Annotated in this window: 14 protein-coding genes; 9 read left to right on the top strand and 5 right to left on the bottom strand. The window is 71.3% G+C overall.

The window, feature by feature from the left end; all coding sequences use genetic code 11:
• The first annotated feature begins 20 nt into the window (after positions 1 to 20).
• A complete protein-coding gene (locus ACWEPL_RS49400; RefSeq protein ID WP_363962065.1) occupies positions 21 to 1,964 on the top strand; it encodes a hypothetical protein in 1,944 nt (647 codons plus the stop codon).
• Positions 1,965 to 2,131: 167 nt separating this feature from the next.
• Positions 2,132 to 5,008: an ATP-binding protein gene (locus tag ACWEPL_RS49395; RefSeq protein WP_363962066.1), complete on the top strand. Its 2,877-nt coding sequence runs from the start codon at positions 2,132 to 2,134 to the stop codon at positions 5,006 to 5,008.
• A 92-nt stretch (positions 5,009 to 5,100) separates the two neighbouring features.
• Here the strand turns inward: ACWEPL_RS49395 and ACWEPL_RS49390 are convergent, their stop codons facing one another.
• A complete protein-coding gene (locus ACWEPL_RS49390; protein WP_452440386.1) occupies positions 5,101 to 5,535 on the bottom strand; it encodes a YjdF family protein in 435 nt (144 codons plus the stop codon).
• Positions 5,536 to 5,694: 159 nt separating this feature from the next.
• Here ACWEPL_RS49390 and ACWEPL_RS49385 point away from each other — a divergent pair, with 159 nt between their 5' ends.
• Positions 5,695 to 6,924 carry a Mur ligase family protein gene (locus ACWEPL_RS49385; protein WP_363962068.1) on the top strand — a complete coding sequence of 410 codons (1,230 nt, stop codon included), beginning with the start codon at positions 5,695 to 5,697 and terminating at the stop codon, positions 6,922 to 6,924.
• The gene (locus ACWEPL_RS49380) at positions 6,914 to 7,627 is read left to right on the top strand and encodes a type 1 glutamine amidotransferase (RefSeq protein ID WP_363962069.1); all 714 of its coding nucleotides are present in this window, start codon (positions 6,914 to 6,916) and stop codon (positions 7,625 to 7,627) included. The genes ACWEPL_RS49385 and ACWEPL_RS49380 overlap by 11 nt, the downstream gene beginning before the upstream one ends.
• Here ACWEPL_RS49380 and ACWEPL_RS49375 read toward each other — a convergent pair.
• The 3 genes from ACWEPL_RS49375 to ACWEPL_RS49365 all read right to left on the bottom strand — a co-directional run bounded on the left by ACWEPL_RS49375 (position 7,579) and on the right by ACWEPL_RS49365 (position 10,541).
• Positions 7,579 to 8,766, bottom strand: a complete 1,188-nt coding sequence (locus ACWEPL_RS49375) for an NAD(P)/FAD-dependent oxidoreductase (protein ID WP_452440385.1) — start codon at positions 8,764 to 8,766, stop codon at positions 7,579 to 7,581. The two genes, ACWEPL_RS49380 and ACWEPL_RS49375, sit on opposite strands and share 49 nt — an antisense overlap.
• Positions 8,767 to 8,836: 70 nt before the next feature.
• Positions 8,837 to 9,703, bottom strand: coding sequence for an RNA polymerase sigma factor SigJ (sigJ, locus tag ACWEPL_RS49370; RefSeq protein ID WP_452440394.1), 867 nt, complete (start codon positions 9,701 to 9,703; stop codon positions 8,837 to 8,839).
• 475 nt (positions 9,704 to 10,178) lie between these two features.
• A complete protein-coding gene (locus tag ACWEPL_RS49365) occupies positions 10,179 to 10,541 on the bottom strand; it encodes a DsrE family protein (protein WP_185070406.1) in 363 nt (120 codons plus the stop codon).
• Positions 10,542 to 10,724: 183 nt separating this feature from the next.
• Here ACWEPL_RS49365 and cyaB point away from each other — a divergent pair, with 183 nt between their 5' ends.
• The 5 genes from cyaB (at position 10,725) to ygfZ (ending at position 14,529) form a co-directional block, all read left to right on the top strand.
• The gene (cyaB, locus tag ACWEPL_RS49360; RefSeq protein WP_452440384.1) at positions 10,725 to 11,303 is read left to right on the top strand and encodes a class IV adenylate cyclase; all 579 of its coding nucleotides are present in this window, start codon (positions 10,725 to 10,727) and stop codon (positions 11,301 to 11,303) included.
• Positions 11,290 to 11,778: an FABP family protein gene (locus ACWEPL_RS49355; RefSeq protein ID WP_363962073.1), complete on the top strand. Its 489-nt coding sequence runs from the start codon at positions 11,290 to 11,292 to the stop codon at positions 11,776 to 11,778. The genes cyaB and ACWEPL_RS49355 overlap by 14 nt, the downstream gene beginning before the upstream one ends.
• A 6-nt stretch (positions 11,779 to 11,784) precedes the next feature.
• Positions 11,785 to 12,081, top strand: a complete 297-nt coding sequence (locus tag ACWEPL_RS49350; RefSeq protein WP_355204292.1) for a DUF2470 domain-containing protein — start codon at positions 11,785 to 11,787, stop codon at positions 12,079 to 12,081.
• Between the two features lie 830 nt (positions 12,082 to 12,911).
• A complete protein-coding gene (locus ACWEPL_RS49345; RefSeq protein WP_185070409.1) occupies positions 12,912 to 13,325 on the top strand; it encodes a Fur family transcriptional regulator in 414 nt (137 codons plus the stop codon).
• A gap of 265 nt (positions 13,326 to 13,590) precedes the next feature.
• Positions 13,591 to 14,529, top strand: a complete 939-nt coding sequence (gene ygfZ, locus ACWEPL_RS49340; RefSeq protein ID WP_363962074.1) for a CAF17-like 4Fe-4S cluster assembly/insertion protein YgfZ — start codon at positions 13,591 to 13,593, stop codon at positions 14,527 to 14,529.
• A 96-nt stretch (positions 14,530 to 14,625) separates the two neighbouring features.
• On the opposite strand, the gene dtd is transcribed toward ygfZ, so the two are convergent.
• Entirely contained in the window at positions 14,626 to 15,051 is a 426-nt protein-coding gene (dtd, locus tag ACWEPL_RS49335; protein WP_357725373.1) for a D-aminoacyl-tRNA deacylase, read from the bottom strand.
• Positions 15,052 to 15,084 lie beyond the last annotated feature (33 nt).

Below are 15,084 nucleotides of genomic sequence, written 5' to 3'. Positions count from 1 at the left end.
ATCGGCGGCCGGAGGGTCACGTGACGGACGTGCATCCCGAGCATGCCCAGCTCCAGGCGGACCGCATCTACCTGGGCTGGCAGTACATCCTGCTGCACTCCGACCCTGGCCCGCCGCCCAAGCGCCCCTCTCCGCTCGAGGAGCCCGCCGACCCGCCCGGCCCCGTCGACCCGGACCTGCTGCGCCGCGAGCGGCTCCAGGAGGACATGCTCAACAAGCCCGTGCGGCTCGTCCGGACGCTCATGCTGATGCTGGCCGTGCTCATCCTGGCCGCCGGGATCGCGGGCTACCTCGCGTGGCCGTTCGCGATCGCCGGGCTCACCGCCGCCGGAGGCGTGGCGGGCATCTGCAGTTACGCGCTGTTGCAGGGTGACCGGGCGGTGAAGTACCGCGTGCTGGAGCAGCAGGCCAGGAACGAGCGCCGGCGCGAGGAACGTGACAAGGAGCTGTTCCGCGCCCAGGAGGAGCACGCCCAGCGCTACCGCGAGTGGCAGGACTCCAAGGAACGCCACGACAGGCAGCTCTCGTGGTACGCGGTCGCCGTGCCGGACGAGATCGACCGCATCGACGTGGCGGGTGGCACGCTCCCCGGCTGGTCGGCGCTGATCACGCTGCTCGGCGCCACGCGGCTCTACAGCGGCGGCCACCTGACCGTGCTCGACCTGTCCGAGGGCGCGATCGCGAAGGACCTGATCGAGCTGGCCCGCAAGGGCGGCGACGACCCGCTGGTCTGGGTGCTGCCGGTCGATCTGCCCAAGCTCGACCTGGGGGCCACGCTCAAGCCGGAGGCGTTCGCGGACGTGCTGGCGCACGTGGTGAGCGTGAGCGAGGAGCACCGCACCACGCGCGACCTCAGCTTCGACAACGCGATCCTGGAGCGGGTGCTCGAGGTGCTCGGCGAGAACGCCACGATCAGCCAGGTCACGGCCGCGCTGCGGGCGCTCGCGCAGGTGGGCGACCCGCGCGACGACCTGAGGTTCGGGCTGATCACGGCCACCCAGCTGGAGCGCATCGGCACGCTGTTCGGGCGCGGGGTGAGCGAGCGGGTGGTGATCGAGCGGGCCTGGGCGCTGGAGTCGCAGCTGCGCAAGCTGGAGACGCTCGGCTCGGAGGCCGTACGGCTGCCGCCGGCGCGGCTGCGGGTGGTGAGCATGGACCGGCAGGCGGGCGCCTTCGGCAACCGGGTGCTCGGCACGTACGTGGCCACCGCGCTCACCCACATCCTGCGCCAGTCCCCGGCCTCGGACCGGCCCTGGTACCACACGATCATCGTGGCGGGCGCGGACAAGCTCAGGGGCGACGTGCTCGACCGGCTGATGGACGCCTGCGAGACCTCCCGTACCGGACTGGTTCTGACTTATCGGTCTTTGACCCCCACCGTGCGGGAGCGGCTCGGCAGGGGGCACGCGGCGGTGGCGTTCATGCGGCTGGGCAACGCCGAGGACGCGCGCGTCGCCAGCGAGCACGTCGGCACCGAGCACCGGCTGGAGCTGGCCCAGCTCACCGAGACGATCAGCGACTCGCTGCCCGGCCTCGACGGCGGTTACACCTCCACGATCTCCCAGATGGACGACGACGGCACGGAGGACCGCGACGAGAACCTCGCGGATCTGGCCGGCGACATCACCGAGTCCACCGAGTGGGGCAGGACCGCCGACAAGATCTCCGAGAAGGAGCGGGTACTGCAGCGCTCGCGCGAGTTCCTCGTCGAGCCGCACCAGCTCCAGCAGCTCCCCACGACCTCCGTGATCGTCACCGACGCCACGGCCCAGGGCAGGCGCGTACGCCTCGCCGACGCGAACCCCGCCATCCTGACCTTCCCCAAGACCACGCTCGGCGAGCTGGAGGACGTACGCGAGGCCGTGCTCGCGCTCGACCCCCAGGCACAGGGCACCGACGGGGAACCCCCACCGAACCTCGGGCCACCACCGCCACGCCTGGACTGGCGCAAGGGCAGGCAATGACATGGTCAATGTCAACGTGACGAGCTGACGGTTGGCGGAATTTAACAAAGAACCGTCTGTGGGGGAATGAAATGCAGCCGAGTGTGTCGCTGAATGGGCCCTGGTATCGAATCCAGTCGATCGCAGCGCCTTCGCGAAGCTCGTCGGCGGAGTGGGATTTCGTCACCGTGCTGCCCGCGGTGCTGTCGGCGGCGCAACGCGACCGGCCGTTCGTCATCGGGTGGCTGTCGCGGGGATCCGGCGCGCCGCTCGAGCTCATCACCAACGCCGGGCCGTTGTCGCCGCCGCGCCAGCCGCGCAGGTCCACCGACGCGCCCGGCCGCCCGAGCGGGCCGCAGCCGCTGCTGTTCCCGGGCGGGGCGCGCGGGGTCCAGCTCGACGAGGAGTATCTCGCCGACCTGGCGGACCTGGTGTGGACGCCGTGCCCGGGCCGCCAGGCGCCGCCGCTGGGGAACAAGGGTCGCGAGTTCGACCCGGACGAGCTCAGGCGGCCGACGTTGTTCGAGTCGACGCTGGTGACGCTCATGTCGCGGCCCTTCGCCTGGCTGGTGGTGGCCGAGCCGACCGACCTGCTCGACGCCGAGGTGGCGCACCTGCGTACCCAGCTCAACGTGCTCAGGCAGTACGGGGACGCCTCCGAGCGCTCCCGCTTCGACGCCGAGCGGGCCGAGCGGCGCATGCAGGAGCTGGACGCCTTCAGGGAGGCGGGGCTCTGGAACGTTCGCGTGCTGGCCGGGGGCGCCACCGCCGAGGAGCTGCGGCAGATCGCTCCCGTGCTGGTCGGGTCGGTTGAGATGAGCCATCACCCGTACCGGCTGCGCAGCTCGCACGGCGCCGCCTACGGCCTGTCGGAGGCCCTCGCCATCACCATGCAGGACCCGATGGACGGCGCCGCCGCCCCGTTCGCCGCCACCGCAGGGGCTCTCGCGGCGCTGGCCGGGCTGCCCAGGCGGGAGGTCCCGGGGGTACGCGTGCTCGAGTCGGGCTTCTTCGACGTGACGTCCGAGGCCGACGGCGGCGAGCTGGAGCTGGGCGAGATCCTCGACGGGCAGGACAGGGGGGTCGGGACGTTCCGGGTGCCGCTGGCCACGCTCAACCGGCACGCGTTCGTCACCGGGGCCACCGGCTCGGGCAAGTCGCAGACGGTGCGCCACCTGCTGGAGCAGCTCAGCCGGGCCCGCATCCCGTGGCTGGCCATCGAGCCCGCCAAGTCCGAGTACGCCGCCATGGCCGGGCGCCTCGACGACCCGGTCACCGTCATCAACCCGTCGGCGCCGGACGGGGTGCCGTTCAGCATCAACCCGCTCGAACCCGAGCCCGGCTACCCCGTCCAGGCCCACATCGACATGGTCAGGGCGCTGTTCATGGCGGCGTTCGACGCCGAGGAGCCGTTCCCGCAGATCATGTCGCTGGCGCTGCAGCGCGTCTACGAGGCCACCGGCTGGGACGTCGTCACCGGCGGCGCCGTGCCGGGCTCGAACGTCCCGCCCAGCATCCCCACCCTCGAACAACTCCAGCAGCACGCCATGGACGTGATCAAGGAGATCGGTTACGGCCGCGAGGTCCAGGCCGACGTGGAGGGCTTCATCTCGCTCCGGCTCCGGTCCCTGCGGGTCGGCTCGGCGGGTCGCTTCTTCGAGGGCGGCCACCCCGCCGACATCGGCGGCCTGCTGGAGCGGGACGTCGTGCTGGCGATCGAGGACGTGGCCAACGACGAGGACAAGGCGTTCCTCATGGGCACGCTGATCATCCGGATCGTCGAGCACCTGCGGATGCGGGCCCGCCGGGAGAAGTCCCACGAGCTGCGCCACGTCATCGTGATCGAGGAGGCGCACCGGCTGCTGCGCGACCGCGGCCACGGCCGGGCCTCCACGCACGCGGTGGAGCTGCTGGCCGGGCTGCTGGCGGAGATCCGCGCGTACGGCGAGGGCATCGTGGTGGCGGAGCAGATCCCGACCAAGCTCGTCTCCGACGTCGTCAAGAACACCGCGCTGAAGGTCGTGCACCGGCTCCCGGCGGAGGACGACAGGAAGCTCGTCGGCGCCGCCATGAACCTCAGCGACGAGCAGTCCCGCCACGTGGTCTCCCTGCAGCCGGGCTCGGCAGCGGTCTTCGCCGACGGGATGGACCGGCCGCTGCGGGTCCGCGTGCCGCTGGGGGAGTCCCGCGAGAAGGTGCTGCCCGGCCCGCCGCCGCCCATCCGCGGCCGCCGGTCCGCGGCGTGCGGCGCGTCCTGCCGTACCGGGCAGGCGTGCACGCTGGTGGAGCTGCGCGAGGCCGACGTGCTCGCCGACGCCCCCGAGTGGGCCTGGCTGCGCATCTGGTGCGACACGGTCGTGCTCGCCTTCGTCAGCAACCGGCCGCTGCCCGGCGTTCCGCGAGCCCTGGGCGCCGCCTGGGGCGAGCTGCCGGCGCGGCGCGGCGAGTGCCTGCTGGCGACCCTGATCGAACGCTCGGTGCAGCGGCGCGCCTGGTCGCTGCGCAGCTGGTTCGACCCCGCCCTGCTCACCGAGAAGGCCGCCGAGACCGCCACGCGGCTGCTCGCCGGGCTCGACGGCGGCGGGGACCGGCCGGGCGCCTCGTGGGTGATCCCGCAGGTCCGGTGGCTGCACGAGGTGGACAGGCTCTTCCCGCACGGCCACGCGGCCCCCAACCTGCGCAGCCCCGCGCCGCCCATGGAGTACGCCCTCTTCCGCCAGCCCTCGAACGGCAACGGCGCCAACCCCGACCTCGTGCACACCGAGCTGCTCGGGCACCGCGCCAAGGCGCTGCGGCACCACCCGCTGTCGATGGAGGTGGACCGGAACCGGGCCCTGGCCTGGCGGGTCATCCTGGGGGACGACGAGAACGAGGGGGTGCAGCGGGACATCACGACGGTGGCGATCGGGATCGAGTCGTCGGCGCGGCTGCGGCACGTGGGGCAGACGATGGGGGCGGGGTGGCTGGAGGGCGTGCTGTCGTGGCCGCGCCGCTTCGTCCTGCCGTTCGACCACGGCGGCGCCCCGGAGATCGCCTTCGCCGACACCGCCCCCTCCCCGTCCTGACCTCCGGGGCTCAGCGGTCGCGGCGGCGGGTCTCGGCGATGACAGTGGGTCTCGGCGATGACGGCGGGTCTCGGCGACGACGGCGGCGGGTCTCAGCGGTCGCGGCGGCGTTCGAGGCGCTTGCGGCGGGCCACCGCTCGCTTGTGCTCAGCCGCCTCCCGCCGCCGGGCCCGCCGGTCGTCCGCGGTCTCCGCCTTCCGGCTCTCCAGCTCCAGCCGCAGCGCCTCCTGCGCGGCCGTGCTCCGGCGGGACACCCCGGCCGCCGCCCGGGCCGCCAGTTTCGCGGCCCGCTTGGGGTTGACCCGCTTGGTCTCCCGCCCCTCCGAGGGGACGGGAGGCGAGGCGGCCGCCCGTTCGAGCAGCGCGACGCCGTGGCGCCGCAGGAACTCGTACAGCTCCGGATCGGTGGGCTCGGACCCGAGCGTGAAACGGGTCGCCCGGACCGTGCCGTCCTCGACGATCTCGAGTACGCCGACCCAGAACGGCCCGTCCAGATAGACCGACATCGTCACCACGTCGCCCTCCATGCGCGTATGCCGAAATGACGGCCTGTCGAGGCCGCTTCCGGCACACCGGACATCCCATGGAAGGGCGGATACGGTGAAGCTTCGCCCGGGCTACCGACCGGGCCGCGTTTTCGTGTGCATCTCCAGACTATCGGCCAATGCCGACTAGGATCCTTGGGCATGACCCAGCTTCCTCTGCGGGCCCAGCTCGCCAGCGCCCTGGGCCGCAGTGCCGCGACGCTGTCCAAGATGACCGGGCGCGGGGACGGGTCGGTGATCGGCGGGCGAGTGGGCCTGCTGCTTGAGCCCGACCTCCTGCGCAAGCTGGCCCGCGACCGCAAGCTGGCCCTGGTCAGCGCCACCAACGGCAAGACCACCACCACGCGGCTGATCACTTCGGCGCTCCTCGAGCTCGGCGACGTCGCCACCAACGCGCTGGGCGCCAACATGCCCGCCGGCCACGTCTCGGCGCTCTCCCAGAACAAGGCCGCCCCGTACGGCGTGCTGGAGGTGGACGAGAAATACCTGCCGGAGGTCCTCGACACCACCGGCGCGGGCGTCGTGTGCCTGATGAACCTCAGCCGCGACCAGATGGACCGCGCCGCCGAGATCTGGCTGCTCGCGCAGAAGTGGCGCAGGGCGCTGTCCGGCAAGCCCACCCACGTCATCGCCAACTGCGACGACCCGCTCGTGACCTGGGGCGCCTCCACGGCGGCGAAGGTCACCTGGGTCTCCGGCGGCCAGCGGTGGAAGGAAGACTCCTGGTGCTGCCCCGAGTGCGGCGGCCCGCTGGACCGTAAGGACGCCGACTGGGCGTGCAAGGAGTGCACGTTCCACCGGCCGGAGCCGCAGTGGGCGATCGACGACGAGGTGGCCGTCGATCCGCGCGGGCAGCGATGGCAGCTCGACATCCAGCTGCCCGGCCTGGCCAACCGGTCCAACGCGGTGATGGCGCTGGCGGTGGCCGAGGCGTTCGGGGTGCCGGTGGAGCGGGCGCTGCCGCGGCTGCGCCAGGTCACCTCGGTGGCCGGCCGCTACACCACGGTCGAGCGCGACGGCCGCCACGCGCGGCTGCTGCTGGCGAAGAACCCGGCGGGGTGGCTGGAGGCGTTCGACGTGGCCGACCCGCAGCTGCCGATCATCCTCTCGGTCAACGCGAACGGCCCCGACGGGCGCGACACCTCCTGGCTGTGGGACGTCGACTACCGCATCCTGCGCGGGCGCCCCGTCTTCGTGACGGGCGAGCGCCGCCTCGACCTGGCGCTCCGGCTCGACGTGGCGGACGTGCCGTTCACGCTGTGCGGCTCGTTCACGGAGGCGCTGTCCATGCAGCCTCCCGGCCGGGTCGACGTCATCGCCAACTACACCGCCTTCCAGCAGATCCGAACGGAGTTCGGCCGTGCCGTCTGACAGCGCCCTTCGCATCGTCTGGATCTACCCTGACCTGCTGAGCACGTACGGTGACCAGGGCAACGCGCTCGTCCTGGAGCAGCGCGCGAACCGCCGGGGGATCGCGACCGAGACGATCCACGTACGTTCGGCGGACCCGGTGCCGGATTCGGGCGACATCTACCTCATCGGCGGCGGCGAGGACCGTCCCCAGATCCTGGCCGCCGAACGCCTGCGCCGCGACGGCGGCCTCCACCGCGCCATCGCCCGCGGCGCCGCCCTGCTGGCGGTGTGCGCCGGATACCAGATCATGGGCAGCACGTTCGGGGGCGAGGAGGGCCAGCCGGTGGACGGGATCGGGCTGCTGGACATCGCCAGCTCCCGCGGTCCCGCCCGAGCGGTCGGCGAGCTGGCCGCCGAGGTGGACGCCGCTCTCAACCTCCCCACCCTGACCGGCTTCGAGAACCACATGGGCATCACCCACCTGGGCCCCGGCGTCAAGCCCCTGTCCCGGACCCTCGTCGGGGTGGGCAACGGAGACGGCTTCGAGGGCTGCTACGCGGGCCACGTGGTGGGCACCTACCTCCACGGGCCCGCCCTGGCCCGCAACCCGGCTCTGGCCGACCTGCTGCTGTCGTGGCGGGTGGGCGACCTGGCACCCCTCGACAACTCCCGCTACGAGGCCCTGCGCCAGGAACGCCTGGCCGCCGTCCTGCCCGGCTGACCGGTCTCCTCGTCGGGAGGGAAGAAGGGCAACTCCAGGTAGACGTGGTCGGCGGCGGCGAGGATCTTCGCGGCGTCGTCGACCGGTGGGTGGATTGCCTGGTTGATCCGCGTCTTGATCTCCTTGCCGTCGGCGCCCGAGGCCATCACTCTTCGGTCCCAGCCCCGGGTGAAGATCCCGCCGGCCCCGCCCAGGTCGAGGCAGGTGACGTACGGGCCGGGGGTGAAGTCGCGCAGCGGCACGCCGAGCAGGTCGGCCGCCGCGTTGTACCCGGCGACCTTGCCGAGCGGGGTGGCGTGCTGGCAGGCCTGCATGACCGTGTGCTCGGCGTCGAACGCCGCGGCGGCCGTGTCCCCGGCGGCGAACACCTCGGGAAGGGCGCGCAGGTGCCCGTCCACCGGCACGCGGCCGAGGTGGTCGAGCTCGGCGGAGATCTGCCGGGTGAGCTCGCTGGCCCTCATCCCGACCGCCCAGACCACCGCGTCCGCCTCGACCCTGGTGCCGTCGGACAGGACGGCGTACCCGTCGCCTACCTCCGTCACCGTCGTCCCGAGGCGGCGTTCGACGCCCAGCTTGTCCAGCGCCGCCTCGATCTCCTCGCGCGGGCCCGGGCCGAGCTGGTGCCCGACCACCTGTGAGCGGTCCACCAGCAGCACCCGGCCCCGGGCGGCCAGCTCGGTCGCGGCCTCCAGGCCCACGAACCCCGCGCCGACGACCACGGCGTGGTAGTTCTCGCGGTCGCGCAGGTGGTCGGCGAGCCGCCGGGCCCCGTCCAGGGTGTCGATGTCGAAGAGCCGTTCGGCGCCGGGCAGGCCCTCGGGCCGGACGAGCCTGCTGCCCGCCGCCAGCACCAGGCGGTCGTAGCCGATCTCCCGGCCGTCGGCCACCACCACGCGGCGGCCGGTGTCGATCGTGCTCACCGACGCCCGCAGGTGCTCGACGCCGATCGGCCCGAGGACTCTGCCGAGCTCCACCTTGGCCAGGTCCGGCTCCGGCTCGTACAGGCGTGGTCGTAGCACCAGGTGCTCGTTCGGCGAGATGAGCGTGATGCGCAGGTCCGCCGCTCCGCGCGCCAGCGCCGCTCCCGCCGCGCTCCACACGCCCGCGAAACCGCCTCCGATGGTCACAACGTGCGCCACTGTCCCGTCCTCTCTCCGCCTGGCCCCCGGGGGATCGGGGGCCGGTCGGGAGGGAGACAAGACGGCGGGGTCAGATGTGACCGAGGCGGGCGAGTTTCTCCGGATTGACCAGCCGCCTGAACGTCGTGATCCGCCCGTCGGCGATCTCCACGGTGTCGAGCCAGACCAGCTCGCCGCCGTGGTAGGTCGCCAGGGCGGGGCGCCCGTTCACCTCGATGACCTGGAACGCGTCGGGCCGCCTCAGCTCGATCTGCCTGACCGCCAGCAGGGCGATCCGCTCGGCGCCCCGGACCGGCCTGCGCGCCGCGGTCACCTCGCCGCCGCCGTCGGCGACGTACACGGCCTCGGGGTGCAGCAGCTCGACGAGCCCGGCCAGGTCACCGGCGTCGGCGGCCGCCTTGAACGCCCTGAGCAGCCGTTCGGTCTCGGCCCTGGACGCCCGGGGCCGCTCCTGCACCGCGGCGACCCGCGCCCGCGCGCGGGAGGCGAGCTTGCGGCCGGCGGCGGGCGTGCTGTCGAGCACCTCGGCGATCCGGGCGAACGGGAAGTCGAAGACGTCGTGCAGCACCAGCGCGACGCGTTCGGCGGGGGTGAGCGTCTCCATGACCACCAGCATCGCGGTGCTCACCGACTCGTCCATGAGCACCCGGGCGGCGGCGTCGGGCCCGGTCAGCAGCGGTTCGGGCAGCCAGGGGCCGACGTAGGACTCGCGCCGGACGCGGGCCGACTGCAGCACGTTGTAGGACGTCCGGGCGGCCACGGTCACCAGCCAGGCCCGCAGATCCCGCACCTCGGACAGGTCGGCGGCGGCGGCGCGCAACCAGACCTCCTGCGTCACGTCCTCGGCCTCGGCCACGGTGCCGAGGATCCGGTAGGCCGCCCCGAAGACCGCGGAGCGATGCGATTCCCAGTCGGCCTCCGCCAACGCGCCGGTCATCTCCACCCTCCGCCTCCTCGATCGACTCCCGATCCTAGGCAAACCCGCTCTGCCCGCCCGAACGGCGGGGGTCAGGACAGGCCTCTGGGGCCGGGGTCCGAGCATCGGTTGGTGAGCTCATGACGGCCGGGCCGAAAACCAGGGGCCGACCGGCGCGCAACGGGCGTTAGAGCTGTTGCCCACCACGACTCCCGCACCTTGCAACCCTCGCCACCGGCCACCGATACCCACCACGACTCCCGCACCTTGCCAACTTCGCCACCGGCCACCGATACCGGCCACCGGGGTCGGCCACCGGGGTCGGCCATCGGGGTCGGCCATCGGGGTCGGCCATCGGGGTCGGCCATCGGGGTCGGCGGGCCGGAGGCCTCACCCTGCACTCAGGGCAGGCGCCTGCTCTTCGCGCGCCCCGTCTTTGGGACGCCGGCGGATGAGCCTCAGGGGGATGTGCTGTGCGGCCTACGATCTCGGAGGATCAGTAGACCAGCGCCTGGGCGCCTTCCCTGACCACTTCCTCGACGAACGCCGGCGCGCCCGCGATGCGGACCCCGTCGATGAGGTCGTCCACGGTGATATTCCTACGGGCCGCGCACTGGGTGCAGAGTGTCACGCGCCCCGCCGCCAGCACGGCGTCGAGGAGGTCGGTGAGCGGCGCGGCGTGCGGCAGGCTGAACTCCTTGGCCCTGCCCGGCAGCGCGAACCACGAGGCCTCGCCGGTCAGCCACAGGGAAACGGGCACACCACTCGCGAGCGCGGCGGCCGCGACATTGAACGCCTGGTTGCACCGCTCAGGGGCATCCGCCCCGGCGGTCACCTTGATCACCAGTGATCGTTCCATACCCGTCACCCTAACTCCCCCCGACTTCCGGCGAAGGACTCCAACCGAATACACAAGCCCGCGCGGGAAAGACCCCACCTTGACCGAAGAAACGCCACAAAGAACACCGCCCCACGGGCTCCCGCAGGGGACGCCGAAAGGCACCGCCCCATGGGCTGCTACGAGGGAGGCTGAAGGAGGAGTATGCGGATCGAGGCCGAGTTGAAGGCCGTCGTGTGGGATCCCGTCGGCGTACGGGCCGCGTTGCGGGAGCTTGCGCCGGAGACGGCCAGTGTCTACCGCGATGTCTACTACGACACCCCCGATCTCCGGTACTCCCGCGACGGGAGGGAGATCCGGGTGAGGGTCGTGGACGATGGCGCGGTGAGCCTGCTCACGTTCAAGGATCCCAGCGTCGATCCGGTCAGCGGGTCCAAGCCTGAGTACGAGACCGGCGTCGAGGACCCGGTGGCGATGGAAGCTGTGCTGCGCAAACTTGGGTTGCGGGAAGTGATCCGGTACGAAAAGCGGTGCAGGAACTACCGGATTTCGAAGTCGGGGCTTTCTTTGCTGGCCACTCTCGTGACCATTCCCGAACTCGACGGTACGTTTCTCGAAATCGAGGCAGTGGTCGAGCCCGACGCGGTGCCCGGCGCATTGCGGGTGATCAGGCAGGTGATGGCGGACGTCGGCATCGGCCGCGATGATCTCACCACTGAGCTGTACACCGAGGCTGTACGGCGAGCCAGGAGCACTACGCTTGGGGAGCATGGAAGAACCTGAGGTGCACCCCGCCCTGGAGCCCATCGCGTTCCTGCTCGGCCGGTGGGAAGGCGCCGGCGTGGGCGGCTACCCGACGATCGAGAGCTTCAACTTCGGGCAGGAGATCGAGTTCGGGCACAACGGGAAGCCGTTCCTGAGCTACGTGAGCCGCACCTGGCTGCTCGACCAGGACGGCAACCGGGTCAAGCCGCTGGCCACCGAATCGGGATACTGGCGCCCGCAGCCCGACAGGCAGATCGAGGTGGTGCTCGCCCACCCGACCGGGATCGTCGAGATCTACATCGGCGAGGTCGTCTTCCACAAGATCGAGCTGAGGACGGACGTCGTGGCCCGCACCAGCACCGCCAAGGAGTACACGGCGGGGCACCGGCTGTACGGGTTGGTCAACGGCAACCTGATGTGGGCGTACGAGATGGCGGCCGTGGGTCACCCGCTCACGGACCATATGTCGGCGGAGCTGAAGAAGGTAGCTTGAGCCGATATGAGCACGCCTTTCACCGCTGACGCCGTCGAGGCGATCAAGCGCCACATGAATGACGACCACGCCGGGGACTCGCTGATCATCGTGCGGGCGCTCGGCGGCCGGCCCGACGCCACCTCGGCGGTGACGAGTGATGTGGATGCCGAGGCGATCGAGTTCGTGGTCGATGGTGGGGAGCGGGTGCGGGTGCCCTGGGGGGAGACGCTCACCGAGCGGGCCCAGGTGCGTAAGGCCGTGGTGCAGCTCTATCGGGACGCGTGCGACAAGCTCGGCATCGCGGCGCGGGGTGAGCACTGAACGGAGGCTCGGGGGCTCTTGGTCCCGCGCCTGTCCCCCTCGCCCCTCGAGCCTGTCCCCTTCGTCGCTCGAGCCTGTCCCCTTCGTCTCTCGAGTTTGTCCCCCTCGCCCCCGAGCCCGCGCTTTATGGCGTAGCGATCATGGTGGCGGCATATCGGTGGTCCGGATATCGCTGGCCGGAACATCGGCGGCTGGGATATCGGTGGCTGGGTGAGTAACCCTGATGGCGCTCTGCGGTGGCGGAGGTCTCGGTGGTCGGGTGCGTAACCCGGTCGTGCCGAGGTCCCGGTGGCTGGGTGAGTAACCCCGGTGGCGCTCTGCGGTGGTCGAGGTCTCGGTGGTCGAGGGTGTAACTCGGTCGTGTGGAGGTCTCGGCGGCCGGGTGAGTGACTCCGGTCGTGTCGAGGTCGCCTCAGTGGCCGGGTGAGTGGCCTCGGTCGTGCTCTTGGAGCCGGTGCCGGCCACGGCCTGAAGCGTCAGGCGGGGCTTTCACGAGCGGGGGCTTCCGTCCGGCAAGGTGCGTGCAACGGCTCGGCTTCCCGACGTGGACATGAAGAAGGGCCCCAGGCGAACTCCACCTGCTCGGCAGGTGGGCCGGATGGACCAAAGACGGGATCATGGTCCCGCCCTCCGGCTGCCAGGGGCCCCGGTGGTTGCCTCGGATTCGCATGCGTCACGAGACAACAGTCCGCAGCGCTAGCGGACAACCACCTCGCTAGCCCAACTATGATTCACCATTGTTTGGACCACCTCCTTTCCGCGTACCAAAGACGCTATGCGCTTGTGCGCGAAAGGGGCAAGTGAATATCGCCGGGCCGTACACTCGGGGCATGACGGAGACGCAGTGGCATGAGGAACTCCGCGCCAAGGGCTACCGGGTCACCCCGCAGCGCCAGCTCGTCCTTGAGGCGGTCAAGACGTTGGAGCACGCCACGCCCGAGGAGATCTGCGTCAAGGTCCGCGAGACCGCGCGTGGCGTGAACATCTCCACGGTCTACCGGACGCTGGAGCTGCTCGAAGAGCTCGGCATGGTGACCCACACGCATCTGGGCCACGGTGCGCCGACCTACCACCTGGCCGCTGAGGCCGATCACGTGCACCTGGTGTGCCGGGGGTGCGACGAGGTGTTCGAGGTACGGCCCGAGCTGGCGGACGGGCTGGTCAAGGGGCTGGACGAGGAGCTGGGGTTCGTCGCCGACGTGCACCATCTGACAGTCTTCGGACGGTGCCGCAACTGCCGGTAGCGGACGGGAGGACGGCCGCCTCCGGGCGTTCCCGTGACTGTCGTGACTGCTGGGAGTTGGGGCGGTGGTCGTTCACGGGGGGTTGAGCGGCTGCCGCAGGTGGGTGTGTGGGTAGTTGTTTGCCGGTGTTCGGCGAACGCGAGTGGCCGTGCCCGGGCCTTGGGTGGCTGCCTTGGGTACGTGAGTGGTTGCTTCCAGCTGCCGTACGCGGGCGAGTGGGTGGGGGTTTTCGGGCGGTGGCGTGAGTGCCGATAGCCTGGAGGGCATGCGTAGCCCTCTGCTCGATCTCCCCGGTGCCGTCGCGGCCGATGGGCCGGATTCCGACGTTGCCGCCCACTACGGCGATCTGTTCGCCGAGCAGCGTGCGCTGGCCAAGGGTGAGGCGGTCGTCGACCGCAGCAACCGTGAGGTGGTCCGCATCTCCGGCGTAGACCGGCTGAAATGGCTCAACGACCTCACCTCGCAGAAACTCGACACCCTGAAGCCAGGCGAGTGGACGCAGACGCTCGATCTCGACCTGCAAGGTCACGTGCTGCACCACCTGACGCTCGTCGACGACGGTGAGAGCATGCTGGCCCATGTCGAGCCGGGCACCGCGCAGAGCCTGATCGACTATCTCGACCGGATGCGGTTCATGCTGCGGGTCGAGGTGTCGCGGGCCGACGACCTGGCCGTGCTGTCCACGGCCACGGAGGACTTCCTGGTGCCGCGCGACGAGCTGCCCGACCACCTGGGCAAGCCGTTGGCGGGGCTGTGGGCGTACGAGGCGCTGCGGATCGAGGCGCACCGGCCGCGGCTGGGGTTCGACACCGATCACAAGACGATTCCCCATGAGGTGGGCTGGATCGGTGCGGCCGTACACCTGAGCAAGGGGTGCTACCGCGGCCAGGAGACGGTCGCCCGGGTGCACAATCTCGGGCACCCGCCGCGCCGCCTGGTGTTCCTGCACCTCGACGGCAGTGTGGACACGCTGCCGGCGCACGGCGATCCGGTGATCTTCGAGAGCCAGGAGGTCGGTGTGGTCGGGTCGGCCGCCCGGCACCACGAGCTCGGGCCGATCGCGCTCGCGGTGGTCAAGCGGACGGTGCCGGCGGACGCGCCGCTGCTGGCCGGTGGGGTGGCGGCCGCGCAGGAGGTCATCGTGCCACCGGACGCGGGACGCAACGTCTCCATCGACCCGGCCCTCCGCCGCCGCATCCGCTGAGGGCCCTCCCGGTGGCGGACACCCAGGTGAGGGCTCTCCCGGGGGCAGGTGCCGAGGTGAGGGCTCTCCCGGGGGCAGGTGCCCGGGCGTGGGCGGTCAGAAGTCGAGGATGAGGGTGATCGGGCCGTCGTTGACGAGCGACACCTTCATGTCGGCGCCGAAGACGCCCGTCTCCACGTGCGCCCCCAACTGGCGCAGCTCCTCCACCACGGCCTCCACCAGCGGCTCCGCGACCGGCCCGGGGGCGGCGGCCTGCCACGTCGGCCGCCGTCCCTTGCGGGCGTCCCCGTACAGGGTGAACTGGCTGATCACCAGGAGCGGCGCCGACACGTCCGAGCAGGACTTCTCGCCGTGCAGGATGCGCAGGCCCCAGAGCTTGGCGGCGAGTTTGGCGGCCTCGGCCCGCGTGTCCGTGTGGGTGACGCCCACCAGCACCAGCAGGCCGGGCTCGTCGATGGCCCCGACGGTCTGACCGTCGACCACCACCGACGCCGAACTCACTCTCTGCACCACTGCTCGCATGGCAACCCATTCTGGACCAGGAAGAAGGGTTCG

The sequence above is a fragment of the Nonomuraea sp. NPDC004186 genome (assembly GCF_053603495.1).
This window is presented reverse-complemented; position numbering and strand designations above follow the sequence as displayed.

Coding starts and splice junctions, on each gene's coding strand:
- dtd (WP_357725373.1), bottom strand. CDS start 15,051: ATGCGAGCAGTGGTGCAGAGAGTGAGTTCGGCGTCGGTGGTGGTCGAC.
- ACWEPL_RS49350 (WP_355204292.1), top strand. CDS start 11,785: ATGAGCACGCCTTTCACCGCTGACGCCGTCGAGGCGATCAAGCGCCAC.
- ACWEPL_RS49345 (WP_185070409.1), top strand. CDS start 12,912: ATGACGGAGACGCAGTGGCATGAGGAACTCCGCGCCAAGGGCTACCGG.
- cyaB (WP_452440384.1), top strand. CDS start 10,725: ATGCGGATCGAGGCCGAGTTGAAGGCCGTCGTGTGGGATCCCGTCGGC.
- ACWEPL_RS49365 (WP_185070406.1), bottom strand. CDS start 10,541: ATGGAACGATCACTGGTGATCAAGGTGACCGCCGGGGCGGATGCCCCT.
- ACWEPL_RS49385 (WP_363962068.1), top strand. CDS start 5,695: ATGACCCAGCTTCCTCTGCGGGCCCAGCTCGCCAGCGCCCTGGGCCGC.
- ygfZ (WP_363962074.1), top strand. CDS start 13,591: ATGCGTAGCCCTCTGCTCGATCTCCCCGGTGCCGTCGCGGCCGATGGG.
- ACWEPL_RS49355 (WP_363962073.1), top strand. CDS start 11,290: ATGGAAGAACCTGAGGTGCACCCCGCCCTGGAGCCCATCGCGTTCCTG.
- ACWEPL_RS49390 (WP_452440386.1), bottom strand. CDS start 5,535: ATGGAGGGCGACGTGGTGACGATGTCGGTCTATCTGGACGGGCCGTTC.
- sigJ (WP_452440394.1), bottom strand. CDS start 9,703: ATGACCGGCGCGTTGGCGGAGGCCGACTGGGAATCGCATCGCTCCGCG.